The sequence below is a fragment of the Neisseria subflava genome, assembly GCF_024205745.1.
In the GTDB taxonomy this organism is placed as follows: Bacteria; Pseudomonadota; Gammaproteobacteria; order Burkholderiales; family Neisseriaceae; genus Neisseria; species Neisseria flavescens_B.
This window is the reverse complement of sequence record NZ_CP073117.1, coordinates 1505411-1525376: the sequence shown is the minus strand read 5'-3', so window position 1 is coordinate 1525376 and position 19966 is coordinate 1505411. Positions and strand designations below refer to the sequence as shown.

The following is a 19966-nucleotide window of genomic DNA, read 5'->3' as shown; positions in this document are numbered from 1 at the left end:
CAGGAAACCTTTTTATGCTGTTTAACCACACACCGGACGAGCTGTTGCGCTTGTGCGGACACACGCTGGATTTGGCCAAACAATCCGGCGCCACCTCGGCCGAAGCCGATTTCAGCGAATCGCTCGGCCAAAGCGTCAGCGTGCGCTTGGGCGAAATCGAACAAATCGAGTTCCAACAAGACAAATCTTTAGACATTACGGTCTATGTCGGCCAACGCAAAGGCCGAGCCAGCACTGCCGACTTCTCCGAACGCGCCCTGCAAGATACGGTCAAAGCCGCCATCGATATTGCACGCTATACCGCCGAAGACGATTGCGCCGGACTTGCCGACGCTGCCTTGATGGCAACCCATATCGGCGACCTCGACCGCTACCACGAATGGGATTTGAGTACCGAGTCCGCCATCGATTTGGCCAAGCAATGCGAACAGGCCGCGCTGTCAACGGACAAACGCATTGAAAATTCCGAAGGCGCATCGGTTCATACCGGCCATTACCAATACGTCTACGGCAACACCCACGGCTTTGCCGCACACCAGCAAAGCACGCACCACAGCATTTCTTGCAGCGTGGTCGCCAGCGACGAACACGGCATGCAGCGCGACTATTGGTATGATTCTTCCTGCCGTCACGAAGACATGGACGCGCCCGAACTCATCGGCGAAACCGCAGCCGAACGGACTTTACGCCGTCTGAACAGCCGCAGCGTTCCAACCGGCAGCTATCCCGTACTGTTCGACACCACTGTCGCCGTCGGCTTAATCAGCCACCTTATCGGCGCACTCAGCGGCGGCGCGCTTTACCGTCAAAGCAGCTTCCTGATTGACAGTATCGGCAAACAGGTGCTGCCCGAGTTTCTCAGCCTGCGCGAAGAACCGCATATCCTACGCTCGTTCCGCAGCACTTATTTCGATGCCGAAGGCGTGGCCACGCAGCCGCGTTTTGTGGTGAAAGACGGCATAGTCGAAGGCTATTTCCTCAGCAGTTACAGCGCGAAAAAACTTGGTATGCAGACAACAGGCAACGCCGGCGGCGCGCACAATCTGTATCTGAACCACACCCACGCCACGCAGGCAGACCTGTTGAAAGAAATGGGGACAGGTTTGCTGGTTACCGAATTGATGGGACAAGGCGTCAACGGCATTACCGGCGACTACTCGCGCGGTGCGGCCGGTTTTTGGGTGGAAAACGGCGTCATTGCCTATCCGGTTCAGGAAATCACCATTGCCGGACGTTTGCAAGATATGTACCGCGACATCACCGGCGTGGCAGACGACGCATTACGCCGTTCGTCCAACCAAATCGGCTCCATCTTGGTTTCTAAAATGACGGTTGCCGGCAACTGATTGAACTAAATATACAAAAGGCCGTCTGAAAGATATCTTTTCTTTTCAGACGGCCTCGCCGTTATCTACTTCCATAAAAAACACATCATGCATATTGTCGTTATCCCCTCTTGGTATCCTTCTTCCGAAACCGACGTGGACGGAATCTTTTTCCGCCTCCAAGCCCAAGCCCTGCAACGCGAAGGCATGAAAATCGGCATGGTCGTGCCCATGTTCCGCTACTTAAGAAGCCAGCCGAAAACCATCTTCTCGCGCTTCTACGGCCTGCGCCGCCATCAGCAAGGCGGACTCAACACTTACGCCTATGACAGCATGTATTTCTTCCCGCGCTGCCCGGTTGTCGATATCGACCGCATCCGCTGGGTCAACGCAGGCATGAAAGCTTTTGAAGCCTATATCGCCGACAACGGCAAACCCGACGTAATTCATGCCCATTGCGTCAACTACGCCGCCATTTTGGCCTGCGCCATCTTCAAAAAATACGGCATTCCCTATGTGATTACCGAACACAGCAGCGCCATTTCACGCGGCCTTGTCCGCAAAAACCAATGGCCGTCCATGCACGAAGCCGTGCGCCACAGCGCGGCCCGGTTCGCCGTCAGCCGTGATTTCTGCCGCATTCTCGAAAAAACCTACGCCGGTACAGACTGGCAATACCTGCCCAATATGCTGGGTGGCAATTTTGAACAGGATTTCGAGCTCCCCGAAAAAAACAATCAAGACTTTACCTTCTGCAGCGTCTCCCACCTGCGCCACCTCAAAGGCCACGACCTGCTCCTGCCTGCTTTTGCAGAAGCACTCAAAACCTATCCGCAGCTCAAACTCAAAATCGGCGGCGGCGGCGCAGAAGAAGGCCGTCTGAAACAACTGGCAAGCGACTTGGGCATCAATCACGCCGTTACCTTTACCGGCGCATTAACCACCGACCAAACCTTAGATCTCATGCGCCACAGCAACGCATTCGTCCTCGCCAGCCGTACCGAGACCTTCGGCGTCGTCTATATCGAAGCACTGTCACAAGGTTTGCCCGTTATCGCCACACGTTGCGGCGGCCCCGAATCCATCGTCACATCCGACAACGGCCTGCTGGTGCCAATCGAAAACATACCGGAACTGACCAAAGCATTGCTCACCCTCTACGAAAACCATGCACAATACGATTCCGTCCGTTTGCGCCAAGATTGCCTGCAACAATTTGGCAGCCGTGCCATTGCGCAACACCTGATCGACACCTTCCAAAAAGTGCTTAATAAGTAGGCATAAACCATACAGGCCGTCTGAAATCCTTCAGACGGCCTGCCTGCTTCCAACAAGACAAATCTAGTGTAAAATTAAGACAATAACTAAACTTTTTGATTTAAAATCAGTCCAAAGAAAAACTGTTACCTATAATAATATCCCCACATACATTATGCGCTATTACGGAACGATTACTCGCTGGAACAACAAGCGCGGCTTCGGCGCCGCTACCATAGAAGACACAGGCCAAGAAATCTTTCTTGCCCTTGCCGCCTTCACCACCCTTACCCGCCTTCCGGCCGAAGGGCAACACATCTCCTTCAACATCACAGAAGGCCGACGCGGCCGCAAAGAAGCCGAAAACGTCTGCTTCGCCCTCGATTGCGCCGACTGCTTCGATGTCCTCGTCCCTCCCCCCGAAAAACCCCTTGCCGGCAAACAAGCCATCATCGGCCTGATTGCCGTTATCTTCGTCTGCAGCATTTTCGCCGTCTTGTGGTACGGCCTCCACTTTTCCGACAACACACCCAAAGAGCCAGCCGTTAAAAAACAAGAAACCATGGTTCACGAAGTAGCCGCCAAAATCGAAGCCGAACGCAAAGCATGGCGCGATGCCGTCAACCGCAGCAACCAACGCTCGGTACAGCCTCAACGCGCCAAAGATAATACTTCAAAACAATAACGCTTTATCCAATACAAAAAGGCCGTCTGAAAAAATGGGAAGATGAAATTATAGATTTCTTCCTCATTCTTTCAGACGGCCTTTGTTCTTATCTCAATTCGGCTCAGCCATTTCCAATGCCTGCTTGATGTCTACGGCAACAACCCGCGATACGCCTTTTTCCTGCATGGTTACGCCGACGAGCTGCTCTGCCATTTCCATGGTCAGGCGGTTGTGGGAGATGTAGAGGAACTGGGTTTGCGCCGACATTTCTTTGACCAGGTTGCAGAAACGCGAGGTGTTGGCATCGTCCAGCGGGGCGTCGACTTCGTCCAGGAGGCAGAAGGGGGCAGGGTTGAGGCTGAACAGGGCGAACACGAGGCTCATGGCAGTGAGGGCTTTTTCGCCGCCGGAGAGGAGGTGGATGGTGCTGTTTTTCTTGCCGGGCGGGCGCGCCATGATGGACACGCCGGCGGTCAGGAGGTCGTCGCCTATCATTTTGAGGGTGGCTTCGCCGCCGCCGAACAGGGTCGGGAAGAAGGTTTGGACTTTGCCGTTGACGGCGTCGAAGGTTTCTTTGAAACGCGCTTTGGTTTTGTCGTCGATTTGGGCGATGGCTTCTTCCAAAAGGGTGATGGCGGCCTGCACGTCTTCGCTCTGGCTGCGGTAGTAGCCGTCGCGTTCGCGCGCTTCTTCGAGTTCTTGCAGGGCGGCGAGGTTGACGGCGCCGAGGGCTTCGATTTGTTGGGTGAGGCTGCCGATGCTGCTGTTCAATACTTTCGGCGATTCTTGCGCCAACGCTTCGAGCGCGTCCAAATCAGCAGCGCGTTCGGTCAGGTTTTGATGGTAGCGTTTGGCGTTAATCAGGGCTTCCTGCTGCTGCAACAGGGCGGTTTGGGTAGCGGCCTGAAGCTGTGGCAACTGGGTTTGCAGGGTTTGCACTTTAGCGTATTGCTCCCTACCCTTCTCTTGTATCTGAGCCAGTTTCTCTTGTACAACAATATATTCTTCGTCCAAGGTTTGTACGGCTTCGGTCAACTCGTCGAGCTTGATGTGCTGCTCGTCGTTTTGGAACTCGGTTTCATAGGCGAGGGCAAGCTCTTGCTGGCGTTCCTGCCAGTCGAAGGTTTGCTGTTCAAGCTGGGCAATTTGCTGTTGGTAGTTTTGTTTTTGCTGGTTTAGCTTGTGGACAGCGACTTCGGCCAGTCCGTATTGGCGGTTGGCTTCCAATAGGGCAAGCTGCGCCTGTTTCAGACGACCTTGCTGCTCTTGGCGACTGTGTGCGGTGGTTTGCTGCTGGTGTTCGAGTTCGGCGGCGGCTTCCTGCAAAGTAGCGATGTCGTCTGAAAGCCCGTCGGACGTGTGTTGCAACACGGTCTGTTCTTCCGCCAACTGCGCCAGTTCGCGCTCGATGTGTTCGCGGCGGATTTGCCCTTGGTTGGTACGCGCCAGAAGTTCGGCGGCGCGTTGCTGCGCTTGGCTGTATTGGCGCGTGTGTTGCTGTTGCTGCTGCATCAGGTTTTTGTGCTGCGTTTCGGACGAGCGCACGGCAACCTCTGCCTGTTTAAACGCGACTTCGGCGGCGGAAAGTTCGGGGGCGAGGTTTTCCAGTTCGGACGCGATGCCGTCGAGGCGCGCTTTTTGGGTAATCAGGCTTTCCTGCGCGGGTTTGGCATAGAGCAGGACGCTGACTTTATCGACCTGATGGCCTTCGGGCGTGAGCCAGATTTGGTGTGCGCCCAAATCGCTTTGATGCGCGAGGGCGTAATTCAAATCGGGCGCGCACAATACGCCGTCAAGCCAGTGGTGCAATGCCGTCTGAAACGGCGGCTGCGCTTGGATTTGGTTCAGCAATGCCTGTACGGGCAGGGATTTTTTGATGCCGCCGGAGAGGTCGTCTGAAAGCCATGCCGCCTGCCCTTGCGGCAAAGGCGTGGGCGGAACGAAGCCTTGCGGCACGCTGCGGGCGTGCAGGCGTTCGGCAAGGATGACGGACAGGGCGTGCTGCCACTCGGCGGGCGCGGTGATGTGTTGCCACAGTTGCGGCGCGGCGGCGTGGTCGGTTGCCTGCCAGAAGTCGGCGGCTTCCTGCTGTTGCGACAGGATTTGCGACAACGCCTGCTGCTGCGCCTGTAAAGTGATGTATTGCTGCTTCAGGCTTTGGAAGCGGTTTGAGGCCGTCTGAAACGCCTCGCGGGCGGCGTGTAAGACTTCTTCGGCGGCAATGATTTGTTCTTCGTAATGCTCTTGCTGGCTTTGCAACAAGGCGGCGGCTTCCTGCGCGGCGGCGGTTTCGGCTTCGTCGGGCAGGTTCAAGGCTTGGTTTTCCTGCTTCAGACGGCCTTTACGCTCTTCATGCTTGGCAATCGTTTGTTCGGCATGGGCAAGCTGTTGCTGCTTCAACGCCAGTTCGCGGCGGATGCGGTTTGCCTCGTCCTGCTGGGTTTGGAAGGCGGCGTTGAGCGTGGCTTGGGCTTCTTCCAATTCGGGCAGACGCTCTTCGTGTTCGGCAACCTGCATCGCCCATTCCGCCAACTCAGTTTGCTTTTCTTCGGCCTGCAACTCGTTTTCTTCAAGCTGCACGCGGATTTGCTGCTGCTCCTGATGGATGCGTTGCAACTGCGCCTGCGCCGCCTGCTTGTCGCGTTCGATGCGTTGGTGCAGGTTTTGCTGATGGCGGATTTGTTCTTCCAAACGGGCAATCTGCTCGCGCAACACGCCGCGTTTGTTGCTCAATTCATGCACCGCCTGCTGCTGCGACTGTTCGGCAGTCTGCAAGGCGTGTACTTCGTCATTTAACGCCTGAACCTGCGCGGCGGTTTCGTCCTGCTGCGCCTGCAAAGACTGATGCTGCGCTGTCGCCTTGTCGGCGACAGCAAGCGATTGCTGCCATTGGGCGTAATCAAGCAAATCCTGTTGTTGGTTCAACTGCGCGGTCAGGGATTTGTAGCGTTCGGCGGTTTCCGCCTGTTTCTCCAGCTTTTCCACCTGACGCGCCAACTCGTTCTGCAAATCGCCCAAACGCTGCAAATGCTCGCGCGTGTCTTTCAGACGGCCTTCCGTCTCCTTGCGGCGTTCCTTATATTTGGACACGCCCGCAGCCTCCTCGATATAGGCGCGCAACTCCTCCGGCCGCGCTTCGATGATGCGCGAAATCATCCCCTGCTCGATAACGGCATAACCGCGCGCGCCCACGCCCGTACCCAAAAACAAATCGGTAATGTCGCGGCGGCGTACGGTCTGATTGTTGATAAAATAAGTCGATTCACCCTGCCGCGTCAGCTGCCGCTTGATGCTCACCTCGGCATACTGCCCCCACGCCCCTTGCAAACTGTGGTCGCTGTTGTCAAACACCAGTTCCACCGAAGCCCTCGGCGCAGGACGGCGCGTCGCCGCACCGTTAAAAATCACGTCCTGCATACTCTCGCCGCGAAGCTGCTTCGCCGAAGCCTCGCCCAACACCCAGCGCACCGCGTCAATTACATTCGACTTGCCGCAGCCGTTCGGCCCGATAACCGCAACAAGCTGCCCCGGCACATGAATCGTGGTCGGGTCGGTAAAAGATTTGAAGCCGGAGAGTTTGATGTGGGTCAGGCGCATGACAATGTTTCGAATCGGAAAAGAAGGCGTATTTTAACGGAAATACGCTTATCCGTTGAGAGAAAAGCATCCATAAAGTCCGACTGCTTTTTTATCTTCCAAAGGCCGTCTGAAAAGTTTGTTAAAAAGAAACAGCCCAGCTATCGAACTCACTAAAATATTTAAAATAAATTCATATAAAACAATTAACTAAAAAACATCTACCCAACCACCTGCCCTTTGATTAATTTTTGTACAGAAATGCAAACAAACTGTTTATTTTTTTATGATTTATGGTTATTATCGGAAATTAAAGGTTTAAAAATCAGATAAACGATCTCTCCAACCTTTTCATCAAGCGAATAACCATACAGGGAATACCATGTCAAACATTCAAACCAAACTTAAAACCATCGTTTTCACGGCCGTCAGCACAGCCATTTTGTCCGCATGCGGTGGTGGCGGAGGCGGCGGTTCATCTGCTTTAAGCACCGGCGCGACTCCTACCAATAATACCGGCAATTCTGCTGGCAAAAATGGCAATTCTGCCAATAACAACAGCAATGCCAACACTCAGAAAGCGCCGTCTACTACGCTTACCAACCGTGCCGACAAGCTTGCCGAACTGACCGATGAAGCTCCAATCGATCCGGCCAACGTTAGCCAGCCTTTGCACACACATTTCATATCCTCCAAAGGTGCGCAGCAATCCAATCCTAACGTACAAATCCGCAAAGATGCCACAGGCAAAATGTTCCAAACAGACAATCAAGACCGTAACCAAAATGGCCTGATCAGTTCTATTGACTTTAACAGCAATGATGAAGTCAAAATGGACGGCGTTGTATTGTTTAACAAAACCAGCAATGGCAGCGCAACCCAACCTACATGGACAAGTTATGCTTCTGTTATTGCCAAAGTATATTCAAAAGGAAATACTGAAACAGATATCAGCGAACAAACAGGCAAAGAGAAAAATACCGAATTTGCATACGGTAAATCAACTTTGGATGAACGTATTGTTGAACTTTATAAGAAATTAGAAGCTGAAAAAGAAAATCTAAAAAAAGAACAAAACACAGAGTCTGGTCAAGTTGACCATGACAAAATAAAGGAAATTAAAGCTAAAATTGAAGAATTAGACTCTTTATACCAAAAAAATCTGCAACATCGCACTGGTCTGGCAACCTTTAATAAAATTGACAGTGATAAGTTAGCCTACTTCCGCACCGATACAAACGGCTTAGTTTTTGACAAACAATTCGACGGTGTCTATGTCATCAATTTTGATGACGGTACCAAAATTGTTTTGCATGATCCTTCTGCGGCCGGCTGGACATATCAAACCTTCGCGCATTACACCGACCCTAAAGGACATGTATACCAAGGCTACCAAAGCCTAGGCGATGAAACTGTCTTCACTACCCTGCCTGCAAAAGGTACAGCCACCTACAAAGGTATTTCCACTGCCTATGTGGTTACCGACAAGAACAATCGTCAGTTGACTTCCAATGTCATGGCTATCGTTGATTTCGGCCTCAAAGGTGTCCGTTTTGAAACGTCAAACTCACACTTCCATACTTTGGAAAATGGTAAGCGCGTATCTAAAGCAGATAAAAACTACGATTTCAAAGGTACGGCAAGCTGGAAAGACGGCAACCTCTTCTCCGGTAAAGTCAGCACGGCCGATGACAAGTTAAGCGGTAATCTGAACGGCAAATTCTACGGCCCAAATGCTGCAGAAATTGGTGGCACTTACGGCTTGAAAAACAAAGATGCAACCGAACACTTAATCGGTGGCTATGGCGCGAAACGTCAATAACCCTGCCTAAACAAAAGGCCGTCTGAAGTTTCAGACGGCCTTTTGTTTTTTAACTTGGATTACACCGATACGGCTGCTTTGATGTGCGGATGCGGATCGTAGCCTTCCAGCTCAAAGTCTTCAAATTTGAAGGCAAACAAGTCTTTGACTTCAGGGTTGATTTTCATGGTTGGCAGGTTTCGGAAATCGCGGCTTAATTGCAGCTGGGCCTGCTCGATATGGTTGCTGTACAAATGCGCATCGCCAAACGTATGGATAAACTCACCGGCTTCCAGGCCGCACACTTGCGCCATCATCATGGTCAACAATGCGTAGCTGGCTATGTTGAACGGTACGCCAAGGAAAATATCGGCGCTGCGTTGGTAAAGCTGGCAGGACAGTTTGCCGTTGGCAACGTAAAACTGAAACAGTGCGTGGCAAGGCGGCAAGGCCATTTCGTCGACCAAAGCCGGATTCCATGCCGATACAATCAGACGGCGTGAGTCGGGATTTTTCTTGATTTGTTCCACCACATTGGCAATTTGGTCGATATGGCGGCCGTCGGGTGCAGGCCAGCTGCGCCATTGGTAGCCGTAAACCGGGCCCAAATCGCCGTTTTCATCCGCCCATTCGTCCCAAATGGAAACGTTGTTGTCTTTCAGGTATTTGATATTGGTATCGCCTTTGAGAAACCAAAGCAGTTCATGAATAATCGAGCGCAGATGCAGTTTTTTGGTGGTCAACAGCGGAAAGCCTTCGCTCAAATCAAAACGCATTTGGTAACCGAACACAGACCGCGTTCCGGTGCCGGTACGGTCGGATTTGTCGATACCATTGTCGAGAACATGGCGCATAAGGTCGTGATAGGCTTTCATGTGTTTCCTTAGTGTATGTGTTGTGGGAATTTCGTGTGTATTGTACCGAATTTTCAGACGGCCTGCCTCTCTGTCTTCAATGGGGCAACCTTCCCTATATTTGCGTAGTACACTCATTAACAATGTTGACAATTTAGCGCTAATTTACACAAATTTTGAGCTGAATTAAATTTTTACAAAAAATTTTTCAACATTTTCTAGTTTAATTACTTAGCACTTTATTTTTATTAAAACATATTTTATAAAATATTTTTAGATATTTTTAATTATATTTAAAATATAATTCTATTTTTACAAGTTGGTAAAAAAATAATGTCAACAATCTAGGCAAAATTTTTCTTGGCAAGTAAAATTTTTACGGCTATATTTCAAAACATAAATATTGAAATATCTCACTCAATAGGAGTAGAAAAATGACCGACCTGAACACTCTATTTACCAATCTCAAACAACGCAACCCCAACCAAGAACCCTTCCATCAAGCTGTTGAAGAAGTGTTCATGAGTTTGGATCCGTTTTTGGCGAAAAACCCGAAATACACCCAACAAAGCCTGCTTGAGCGTATTGTTGAACCGGAGCGTGTGATTATGTTCCGCGTCACTTGGATGGACGACAAAGGCCAAGTCCAAGTCAACCGTGGCTACCGCATCCAAATGAATTCCGCCATTGGTCCTTACAAAGGCGGCTTGCGTTTCCACCCTACCGTCGATTTAGGCGTGTTGAAATTCCTCGCTTTTGAACAAGTCTTCAAAAACGCGCTGACCACCCTGCCTATGGGCGGCGGCAAAGGCGGTTCCGACTTTGATCCTAAAGGCAAATCCGATGCCGAAGTAATGCGCTTCTGCCAAGCCTTTATGACCGAACTCTACCGCCACATCGGCTCCGATACCGACGTCCCTGCCGGCGACATCGGCGTAGGCGGCCGCGAAATCGGCTATCTGTTCGGCCAATACAAAAAAATCCGCAACGAATTTGCTTCCGTCCTGACCGGCAAAGGCCTCGAATGGGGCGGCAGTCTGATTCGCCCCGAAGCTACCGGCTACGGCTGCGTGTATTTTGCCCAAGCCATGTTGGAAACCCGCAACGACAGCATCGAAGGCAAACGCGTGTTGATTTCCGGCTCCGGCAACGTGGCGCAATATGCTGCCGAAAAAGCCATCCAACTGGGTGCAAAAGTATTGACCGTTTCCGACTCCAACGGCTTTGTCCTCTTCCCTGACAGCGGTATGACCGAAGCGCAACTGGCCGCTTTGATCGAGCTGAAAGAAGTACGCCGCGAACGCGTGGCCACTTATGCCAAAGAACAAGGCCTGCAATACTTTGAAAACCAAAAACCGTGGAACATCGCGGCTGAAGTCGCTCTGCCTTGCGCCACCCAAAACGAATTGGATGCAGACGCTGCCAAAATCCTGCTGGCCAACGGTTGCTATGTGGTTGCCGAAGGTGCCAACATGCCATCAACTTTGGGCGCAGTCGAACAATTTATCAAAGCCGGCATCCTCTACGCTCCGGGCAAAGCCTCCAACGCCGGCGGCGTAGCGACTTCAGGTTTGGAAATGAGTCAAAACGCCATCCGCCTGTCTTGGACACGCGAAGAAGTGGACAGCCGCCTGTTTGACATTATGCACAACATCCACGAATCCTGCCTGAAATACGGCAAAGTCGGCGACAAAGTGAACTACGTCAATGGTGCGAACATTGCCGGTTTCGTCAAAGTAGCCGACGCCATGTTGGCGCAAGGTTTCTAAACCCCTATCCAGCCAAATCAAAGGCCGTCTGAAATATTTCAGACGGCCTTTTTCTTTTAAAGCAAACCTTATACGCCCAAATAACCTTCCCTGCTGGAAAGCCATCTTGCCAAATGCGCTTCGACGATTTCAGGGTTTTGTTCAATCAGCATCGGGGCAATTTCGCGCGCTTGTTCTAAAAGGTGCAGGTCTTCTTCGAGGTTGGCGAAGCGCAGCATGGGGACACCGCTTTGCCGCGCGCCAAGAAATTCGCCGGGGCCGCGGATGTTGAGGTCTTGGCGGGCGATTTCAAAGCCGTCGGTGTGTTCGTAGATGACTTTCAACCGCGCTTTGGCGAGTTCGCTCAAGGGTTCGGCAAACAGGAGGACGCACATACTTTCTGCCGCGCCGCGCCCTACCCGTCCGCGTAATTGGTGCAGCTGCGCCAAGCCCATGCGCTCGGCATGTTCGATGACCATCAGGGCGGCGTTGGGCACATCTACACCGACTTCGATAACGGTGGTGGCGACCAATACATTCAGACGACCTGCAGCAAATTCCGCCATGACTTTGGCTTTTTCGGCAGCTTTCATGCGCCCGTGCACCAAGCCGATGCTGAGTTCGGGCAATGCCGCCTGAAGCTGCTCGAGGGTTTCGGTGGCGGTTTGCAGTTGCAGGGTTTCGCTTTCTTCAATCAGCGGGCAGACCCAGTATGCCTGCTGCCCTTTGCGACAAATATTAAGGACGAAGCCTTCGACTTCGGCGCGGCGGACGTTGTTGACGAGGCGGGTTTTAATCGGCGTACGTCCGGGCGGCAACTCGTCAATAACAGACACGTCCAAGTCGGCGAAGAAACTCATGGCGAGCGTGCGCGGGATGGGCGTGGCGGACATCATCAGCTGGTGGACGTCGCGCCCTTTGTTTTTGAGGGCGAGGCGTTGGGTGACACCGAAGCGGTGTTGCTCGTCCACAATCACCAAGCCCAGATTTTGGAACTCGACGTCGTCTGAAAACAGGGCGTGTGTGCCGACGGCGATTTTGACAGTGCCGTCGGCAAGTTTGGCTTTGGCTTCGTCTTTGGCTTTTTTGCGCTGGCTGCCGGAAAGCCAGACGACTTCGAGTCCTAAAGGTTCAAGCCATTGTTTGAACTTGATGAAATGTTGTTCGGCAAGGATTTCAGTCGGCGCCATTACAGCTACCTGCGCGCCGGATTCGATAGCCGTCAAAGCAGACAAGGCGGCCACAATGGTTTTGCCGCTGCCGACATCGCCTTGCAGCAGGCGGTGCATGGGATGGGTTTGCACCATATCGTGGCAGATTTCGGAAACAACTCTTTCTTGCGCATCAGTCAGGGCAAACGGCAAAGCGTGGCGCAGGGCTTGAGTCAATGTGCCGTCGCCACCCAATGCCGTGGCCGAGCCGCTGACGCGCTTCTGCCGTGCCAAGCGCATAGAAAGCTGTTGCGCCAAAAGTTCGTCAAATTTGAGCCGTTGCCATGCAGGCAGCGTGCCGTCTGAAAGTTGATGAATGGTGAAGCTTGGCGGCGGCGAATGCAAAAGGCGCAGGCTTTCGGCAAGGTGCGGCAATTTCAGACGGCCTAATAAAGCATCAGGCAAGGTGTCGTGCAACGGCGTAACGTCCAAGGCCGTCTGAATAATACGGCGCAAAGTGGGTTGATTTAAACCGTTTACGGTCGGATAAATCGGCGTAAGGCTTTCTGCCAAACCGCTGCTCTCGGCATCGCGGATTTTAGGATGAATCATCTCGTCGCCGTGAAACCCGTGCTTGATTTCGCCCACGGCGCGGATGCGCTTGCCGACCGCCATCTGTTTCTGGTTGCTGGCATAAAAGTGGATAAAGCGCAGAAAAAGGACGCTGCCGGAACCGTCGGCGATTTGGACAATCAGCTGCTTGCGCGGTTTAAATGTCACTTCCTGATGGATGACTTCGCCCTCGACCTGACACGGCACGCCGATCGGTGCATCCTTAATCGGCATGATGTGCGTCTCGTCCTCGTAACGCAACGGCAGGTGCAACACCAAATCCCATGCAGTATGGAGGTTAAGTTTATCGAGCTTCTTGGCGGAAACATCGGTGATTTTGAGCTGTTTTTGGGTTTCGGGCGTCATCTTAAAAGGCAGCTGATTGAAAGTTTGCTGTATTTTATCCGAAAACAAAAAGGCCGTCTGAACGCAATGTTTCAGACGGCCTTAATTTAGGTATAACGCGATTAAGCGTTAGCTTCCTGTTGTTGTTGGTAGATTGCTTCGAAGTTGATCGGAGCAAGCAGTACAGGTGGGAAGCCAGCGCGGGTTACGCTGTTGGAAATGGCTTCGCGTGCGTAAGGGAACAGGATGTTCGGACAAGCAACGCCCAACAGCAGTTGTACGTCTTCTTCAGGAATGTTTTCCAGACGGAAGATGCCGCTTTGGGTAACTTCGTTCAAGAACATGGTGCGCTCTTCGTTCAGTTTGGCAGTTACGGTCACGGTAACGTCAACGCTGTAGAAACCGTCTTCCAGTTTGGTGTTGCCGGTAGAAACGCGCATATCCACTTCAGGCTCGCCTTGTTCCAAGAAGATTTGTGGTGCGTGAGGCACTTCCAAAGACAAGTCTTTTACATACAGACGCTCAACGCTGAATACGGGTTGCAATTCTTCGCTCATTTTATTTTCCTAAGTTAAGGGTTAAGGATTCAGTAATTCGTCCAACTTGCCTTCCTGCTGCAAGCGGTACAAATCGGTAAAGCCACCGACATGGGTGTCGCCGATAAAAATCTGCGGCACGCTGCGCTGGCCGGAAAGCTGCTGCATTTCGGCAAAAACTTCCGGGTTGCCATCGATGCGGATTTCGTTGATTTCTTTCACACCCACCGCCTGCAACAGCCTTTTCGCCATGGTGCAGTACGGGCAATATGGACCGGTATAAACAGTAACGGTTTGCATGATTTCTTCCAAAATACCAATGTTCATGACTATATGGGCATAGGTGTTATTTTACAAGTATTCCCGCCGTACGGTTGTAAAAAACATTCAGACGGCCTCTTGGCCATAAACATTTGTGCAGATGCGGAAAAACCATAATTAAAGTATGATAAGCGCTTTCGCAGAATGACTTTTGCCATTTGTTTTTTGGAGAAGAACACATCGCAAAATTTTTTCTATTCAAAATCAGGTATCCCCATGCTTTCAGGAATTCCCATCCCTAAGGACGCCGTGCGTCCGTCCGAAACCGTCCTCGTCAACATTACGCCGCAAGAAACGCGTGTGGCCGTTTTGGAAGAGAACAATATCTGCGAGCTGCACATCGAGCGCAACAGCGGCCACAGCTTGGTTGGCAATATTTATTTGGGCGTTGTCAAACGCGTTCTCCCCGGTATGCAAAGCGCGTTTATCGATATCGGTTTGGAACGCGCCGCATTTTTGCACATCGTCGATGTCCTCGAACAACGCCGCAATCCGGACGAAACCCAACGCATCGAACACATGCTCTTTGAAGGTCAGTCCGTTTTGGTTCAGGTCATCAAAGACCCCATCAACACCAAAGGCGCGCGCCTGTCCACCCAAATCTCACTGGCCGGCCGTTTCCTCGTCCATCTTCCGCAAGAAGACCACATCGGCATTTCACAACGCATTGAAGACGATGCCGAACGCAGCAATTTAAGGGAGCGCCTCAACAACCTTCTGCCCGAAAACGCCTGCCACGGCTACATTATCCGCACCAACGCCGAAAACGCTTCCGATGCCCAACTGCAATCAGACATCAACTATCTGACCAAAGTGTGGGAACACATTCAAAAACAGGCAAAAATTCAGCCGCCCGAAACCCTGCTCTATCAAGATTTGCCTTTGAGCCTGCGCGTATTGCGCGATATGTTCAGCCTCGATACGCACAAAATCCTGGTCGACTCGACAGAAAACCACCGCCGCATGACCCAGTTTGCCGAACAATACGTTCAAGGCGCATTGGGCAGAATCGAGCTGTTCAAAGGCGAACGCCCCCTATTTGAAACCCACAACATCGAACAGGAAATCGCCCGCGCTCTGCAACCGCGCGTCAACCTCAACTTCGGCAGCTACCTCATCATCGAGTCCACCGAAGCCATGACCACCATCGATGTCAATACCGGCGGCTTTGTCGGCGCGCGCAATTTTGATGAAACCATCTTCCGCACCAACCTCGAAGCCTGCCACACCATCGCCCGAGAGCTTCGCCTGCGCAATCTCGGCGGCATCATCATCATCGACTTCATCGACATGGCGCAAGAGATCCACCGCGAAGCCGTCCTGCAAGAACTTGCCAAAGCCCTCAGTTTCGACCGTACCCGCGTTACCCTCAACGGCTTTACCAGTCTAGGCCTTGTTGAACTGACTCGCAAACGCTCGCGTGAAAACTTAAGCCAAATTCTCTGCGAACCCTGCCCTTCCTGCCAAGGCAGGGGCCGTCTGAAAACGCCGCAAACCGTGTGCTACGAAATCCAACGCGAAATCGTCCGCGAAGCGCGCCGCTACGATGTCCAAGCCTTCCGCATTTTGGCCGCTCCGAATGTCATCGACTTGTTCCTAGACGAAGAATCGCAATCACTGGCGATGTTGATAGACTTTATCGGCAAGCCAATTTCGCTGGCAGTCGAAACCGCCTACACGCAGGAACAATACGATATTGTGTTGCTGTAAAGATAAAAGGCCGTCTGAAAACTTTTCAGACGGCCTTCTTGTTTGAGCAAATAAAGATTACGGTTTCACTACTTTACCGTTGATTTTGACGGAAGTCAGTTTCAAGTTGTAGGTTTTGCCGTCATCGGTATAGCTGATTTGCGCAGGGATATTGTCGATATCGGAAGCAAAAGAGTAAGTAACGGTATCGTCGCCACGGCGGACGCGATATTTGCTCACAGGCGTTGTACCGCCGTTCAGTTTATAGCTTTCGCTACCGATTTTGTTCATGCTGCCGACGGTGTACAGTTTTTTACCGTTGGTAATTTTCAAACCCGACGGCAGGCGTACGTCATTGGCGGCCAGTTGCCATGCCAAAGTAAACAAGTCCATGGCCGGGCCGGATTTTTCGGTTTTCAAATCACCTGCTTTGCCGTAAGTGATGTTGCCGCCGGAGAATTTGGCCTCGGCATACAATTTACCGCCGCGTACATCTTTGTAGTAAGACGGATGCAGGGTCGTGCCGTTGATGCTGCCGCCGGATTCAAAGCGGATATTGTAAAGCGGTACTTTGATGGTAGAGACGATTTTGTATTGGTTGCCGCTGCGTGTAAAGGTCATGGTCGCAGGAATACCGTAGCTGCCTGAGTATTGTAAAACGGCAGATTGCGGCAATTCAGCGGCTTGCGCGCCGACGGAGGCTGTGAGCAGGGAAAGTGTCAGCAAGGTTGTTTTAATCGGATTCATGATGTTTTCCTTGTGTGTATGGTGTTTCAATCAAGCCAGCAGGCTTTGACCGGCGGCATTGTGTTGTGCATTCAAAACGCGGTTGCCTTCGATTTTCAGACGGCCTTCAACAAAATCGGCAACGGCTTGCGGAAACAGCTGGTGTTCAACCGTCAGCACGCGTGCGGCAACATCGTCAGCGGTATCGCCGTCCAAAATAGGAACAATGCCTTGCGAAATAATCGGGCCGCAATCCAGCTCGGGCGTCACGAAATGGATGGTGCAGCCTGCCACTCGGCAACCTGCTTCCAATGCGCGTTCGTGGGTGTGCAGACCGGTGAAAGAAGGCAGAATGGACGGATGGATATTGATCAGGCGGTTTTCATAATGTGCGCAGAACTCCGGAGTCAAAATACGCATAAAGCCCGCCAATACAACCAAATCTGGCTGATAGGCATCGATTTTCTCCATCATGGCCTGATCAAATGCCAGACGCGAGTCGAAGTTTTTATGGTTCAAACTGTCAGTGACAATACCGCGTTCTGCCGCCCATGCCAATCCGGCTGCGGTCTCGCTGTTGCTCAATACGGCTGCAATGTTGGCATCGGGAATATTGGCATTCACAATCGCCTGCATATTGCTGCCGCGTCCGGAAATAAGGATGACGATATTTTTCATCATAATTCCTTGTTTGTTTGGAACAAAGGCCGTCTGAAACGGAATTTTTCAGACGGCCTTTTATCCGTTGTTTAAGGGCGTAAGCCTTGATTCGGATTATTGAACTTTTTGTACGTCAACTTGTACAGGTTGTTGCGCAGCAGCATCAGGCGCGCCGACTTTAACCAGTTTCACGTCGAATACCAAAGTAGCGTTCGGGCCGATTTTATCGCCGGCGCCAACTTCGCGGTAAGCCAATTTAGCAGGGATGTAGAATGTTGCTTCGCCACCTTCTTTCAAGAGCTGGATACCTTCAGTCCAACCTGGAATTACTTGGCTTACAGGGAAGCTTACTGGGCCGCCGTTGGCTTTGCTGCTGTCAAACACGGTACCATCAATCAGACGGCCTTCGTATTCAACGGTAACCACGTCGTCTTTAGTCGGTTTTTTGCCTTCGCCTTCTTTGGTGATTTTGTATTGCAGACCGGAAGCGCTGGTTTTCACGCCTTCTTTAGTCGCGTTTTCTTTCAAGAACGCTTCGCCTTTTTCCAAGTTTACTTTGGCATCTTCAGCACGTTTGGCAGTAGCTTTTTCTTGTTGCTCTTGCAGGAATTTCATCATCACTTCCTGAGCTTGAGCTTCAGTCATTTTAACTTCTTTACCTTCAAACATGGCTTCCATGGCTTCAGTGAAGACTTTCAAATCGATTTCCGTACCTTGGTCTTTCATTTGTTTCAATGAACGGCCGATGTCCACACCCATTGCGTAGCTGGCTTGTTGGGCAGTAGAACCGATGGCAGAAGCATCTGCAGTCGCATTTGAAGCTGCGGAAGCAGCAGGAGCGTCTTTAGCGGCAGTATCTTTTTGGTTGCAAGCAGTCAGTGCCAACAAAGCAGACAAAGCCAATGCGCTGAATTTGAAAGTTTTGTTCATGATTATGTCTTTTCCGGAAAGGTCAAAAAAGGGGATTATAGCTGAGTTTGAATGAAATGGAATCAAGGTGGATTAAAATTTGTAAAGGCGCTTATCAAAAACATTAAGGCCGTCTGAAAACAGGTTTCAGACGGCCTACTCTTAGCTATCGGTCAAACGATTAATACCAGCCGCGCAGTTTCATTGCTTTTTCAACACGACGGATACTCATCATGTAAGAAGCGGTACGCAGGTCGACATCGTATTCTTGAGCCAAGTTCCAAATATCGCGGAACGCACGGCGCAAGACAACGGTTTCTTTCTCTTGAACTTCGTCAAACTCCCAGTAGTAGCCTTGCAGGTTTTGTACCCATTCGAAATAGGATACCACCACGCCGCCGCAGTTTGCCAAAATATCAGGAACAACCAATACGCCGTTTTGACGCAGGATAACGTCTGCTTCTGGAGTAGTCGGGCCGTTTGCGCCTTCAACCACGATTTTCGCGCGGACTTTACCGGCGTTTTCAGAAGTCAGTTGGTTTTCCAGCGCGCAAGGGGCGAGTACGTCCACATCCAAAGCCAAAAGTTCGGCATTGCTGATTTCTTTGCCGTAGCCGGCTTCGTTGGTGATGAAACCTTTGGTTTGGAATTCTTTGATGATTGCTTCCATATCCAAGCCGTTTTCGTTGTAGATGGCAACGTCAACTGTAGATACGGCAACGATTTTCGCACCGGCTTTGTGTGCATAGTAACCGGTGTGGTAGCCCACATTACCGAAACCTTGAATGGCGTAAGTGGCACCCTTCACGTCTTTGCCCAGTTTTTCCAAAGCTTGGACAGCGGCGAAGTTTACGCCGTAACCGGTGGCTTCGGTACGCGCCAAGGAACCGCCAAACTCAACCGGTTTGCCGGTGAACACGCCCGGTGCAGAATGTTTCACCACGTTTTCATAGGCATCAACCATCCAAGACATGATTTTGCCGTTGGTATTCACATCAGGTGCAGGAATATCGATTTTCTCGCCGATTAGCGGAGAAATAGCTTCGGAATAAGCGCGGGCGATGCGTTCCAATTCCGCTTCGGAATAGTTACGCGGATCCAAAGTAATACCGCCTTTACCGCCGCCGTAAGGAATACCGGCCACGCAGCATTTGATGGTCATCCAGATAGACAGGGCTTTAACCTCGTCCATATTCACATTAGGATGGAAACGCACGCCGCCTTTGTAAGGGCCGACGGCATTATTGTGTTGTGAACGGTAGCCGGTGAAGTTTTCTACTGTACCGTTGTCGAGTTTGACAGGGAAGTTGACTTCCAAAACACGTTGCGGCTTTTTCAAGATTTCAAATACTGCTGGATCGGCATTCAGACGGTCGCAGGCAGTTTTCACTTGTTTTTGCGCAATTTCAAACGGATTCAGCGTTTCTTTTACAGCAGATGCGGACATGTATTTTTCCTTTTCATACATATGATTAGACGAGAGCCATACACGTTACTATATACAAAAACGGACAAAAATGTAATAGCGTGTAGTCGATAAAAAGCGAATCTATTCATTTATATATGAATTTAGTTTGAGGTCGTCTGAAAATATCGGCACACCAACCAAAAAATTTTCAGACGGCCTAGTATAAATGCTCATCAAACCATTCAAAAAAACACACAAACCCTTTGTTTTTTAATACCTACCAAACCACCCTTTTTGTTGACAAAATCCCTTTCACATTCCCAATAGGCTGACAGTCTTACACCATCAAAAATTGTTAACAATTTAAACAAACATCTTTTT

The 19966-nt window shown here is 51.1% G+C and carries 15 protein-coding genes; 6 read left to right on the top strand and 9 right to left on the bottom strand.

Features of this window, described 5'->3' with window-relative positions:
- The first annotated feature begins 14 nt into the window (after positions 1 to 14).
- The 3 genes from pmbA (at position 15) to KCG55_RS07265 (ending at position 3267) form a co-directional block, all read left to right on the top strand.
- Positions 15 to 1346: a metalloprotease PmbA gene (gene pmbA, locus KCG55_RS07275; RefSeq protein WP_254322584.1), complete on the top strand. Its 1332-nt coding sequence runs from the start codon at positions 15 to 17 to the stop codon at positions 1344 to 1346.
- Between the two features lie 87 nt (positions 1347 to 1433).
- Complete coding sequence (locus KCG55_RS07270) at positions 1434 to 2603, top strand: glycosyltransferase (protein ID WP_254322583.1); 1170 nt, start codon at positions 1434 to 1436, stop codon at positions 2601 to 2603.
- 154 nt (positions 2604 to 2757) lie between these two features.
- Positions 2758 to 3267 (top strand): cold-shock protein, encoded by a 510-nt coding sequence (locus tag KCG55_RS07265; protein ID WP_254322582.1) that lies wholly within the window; start codon positions 2758 to 2760, stop codon positions 3265 to 3267.
- Positions 3268 to 3360: 93 nt separating this feature from the next.
- On the opposite strand, the gene smc is transcribed toward KCG55_RS07265, so the two are convergent.
- Positions 3361 to 6846 (bottom strand): chromosome segregation protein SMC, encoded by a 3486-nt coding sequence (smc, locus tag KCG55_RS07260; protein WP_254322581.1) that lies wholly within the window; start codon positions 6844 to 6846, stop codon positions 3361 to 3363.
- 361 nt (positions 6847 to 7207) lie between these two features.
- Here smc and KCG55_RS07255 point away from each other — a divergent pair, with 361 nt between their 5' ends.
- Entirely contained in the window at positions 7208 to 8647 is a 1440-nt protein-coding gene (locus KCG55_RS07255) for a transferrin-binding protein-like solute binding protein (RefSeq protein ID WP_254322579.1), read from the top strand.
- 59 nt (positions 8648 to 8706) lie between these two features.
- Here the strand turns inward: KCG55_RS07255 and KCG55_RS07250 are convergent, their stop codons facing one another.
- Entirely contained in the window at positions 8707 to 9501 is a 795-nt protein-coding gene (locus KCG55_RS07250; protein WP_070591013.1) for a thymidylate synthase, read from the bottom strand.
- A 413-nt stretch (positions 9502 to 9914) separates the two neighbouring features.
- Between KCG55_RS07250 and gdhA the strand changes: the two genes are divergently transcribed.
- Positions 9915 to 11249, top strand: a complete 1335-nt coding sequence (gdhA, locus tag KCG55_RS07245) for an NADP-specific glutamate dehydrogenase (RefSeq protein ID WP_254322578.1) — start codon at positions 9915 to 9917, stop codon at positions 11247 to 11249.
- A 68-nt stretch (positions 11250 to 11317) separates the two neighbouring features.
- On the opposite strand, the gene recG is transcribed toward gdhA, so the two are convergent.
- The 3 genes from recG to grxC all read right to left on the bottom strand — a co-directional run bounded on the left by recG (position 11318) and on the right by grxC (position 14172).
- Entirely contained in the window at positions 11318 to 13357 is a 2040-nt protein-coding gene (recG, locus tag KCG55_RS07240; protein ID WP_254322576.1) for an ATP-dependent DNA helicase RecG, read from the bottom strand.
- Between the two features lie 101 nt (positions 13358 to 13458).
- On the bottom strand, positions 13459 to 13893 hold the full coding sequence (gene secB / locus KCG55_RS07235) for a protein-export chaperone SecB (protein WP_003745844.1): 435 nt from the start codon (positions 13891 to 13893) through the stop codon (positions 13459 to 13461).
- A gap of 21 nt (positions 13894 to 13914) precedes the next feature.
- Complete coding sequence (grxC, locus tag KCG55_RS07230) at positions 13915 to 14172, bottom strand: glutaredoxin 3 (RefSeq protein ID WP_003684090.1); 258 nt, start codon at positions 14170 to 14172, stop codon at positions 13915 to 13917.
- Between the two features lie 237 nt (positions 14173 to 14409).
- Here grxC and KCG55_RS07225 point away from each other — a divergent pair, with 237 nt between their 5' ends.
- Entirely contained in the window at positions 14410 to 15903 is a 1494-nt protein-coding gene (locus KCG55_RS07225; RefSeq protein ID WP_250579204.1) for an Rne/Rng family ribonuclease, read from the top strand.
- 57 nt (positions 15904 to 15960) lie between these two features.
- Here the strand turns inward: KCG55_RS07225 and KCG55_RS07220 are convergent, their stop codons facing one another.
- From KCG55_RS07220 to KCG55_RS07205, 4 genes are all read right to left on the bottom strand, one after another.
- A complete protein-coding gene (locus KCG55_RS07220) occupies positions 15961 to 16629 on the bottom strand; it encodes a DUF3108 domain-containing protein (protein ID WP_250579203.1) in 669 nt (222 codons plus the stop codon).
- A gap of 30 nt (positions 16630 to 16659) precedes the next feature.
- Positions 16660 to 17286, bottom strand: coding sequence for a phosphoribosylglycinamide formyltransferase (gene purN, locus KCG55_RS07215; protein WP_254323651.1), 627 nt, complete (start codon positions 17284 to 17286; stop codon positions 16660 to 16662).
- A gap of 96 nt (positions 17287 to 17382) precedes the next feature.
- Positions 17383 to 18198 carry an FKBP-type peptidyl-prolyl cis-trans isomerase gene (locus KCG55_RS07210; RefSeq protein ID WP_070645123.1) on the bottom strand — a complete coding sequence of 272 codons (816 nt, stop codon included), beginning with the start codon at positions 18196 to 18198 and terminating at the stop codon, positions 17383 to 17385.
- Between the two features lie 160 nt (positions 18199 to 18358).
- Positions 18359 to 19624 (bottom strand): Glu/Leu/Phe/Val family dehydrogenase, encoded by a 1266-nt coding sequence (locus KCG55_RS07205; protein WP_003685975.1) that lies wholly within the window; start codon positions 19622 to 19624, stop codon positions 18359 to 18361.
- Between the last annotated feature and the right edge of the window lie 342 nt (positions 19625 to 19966).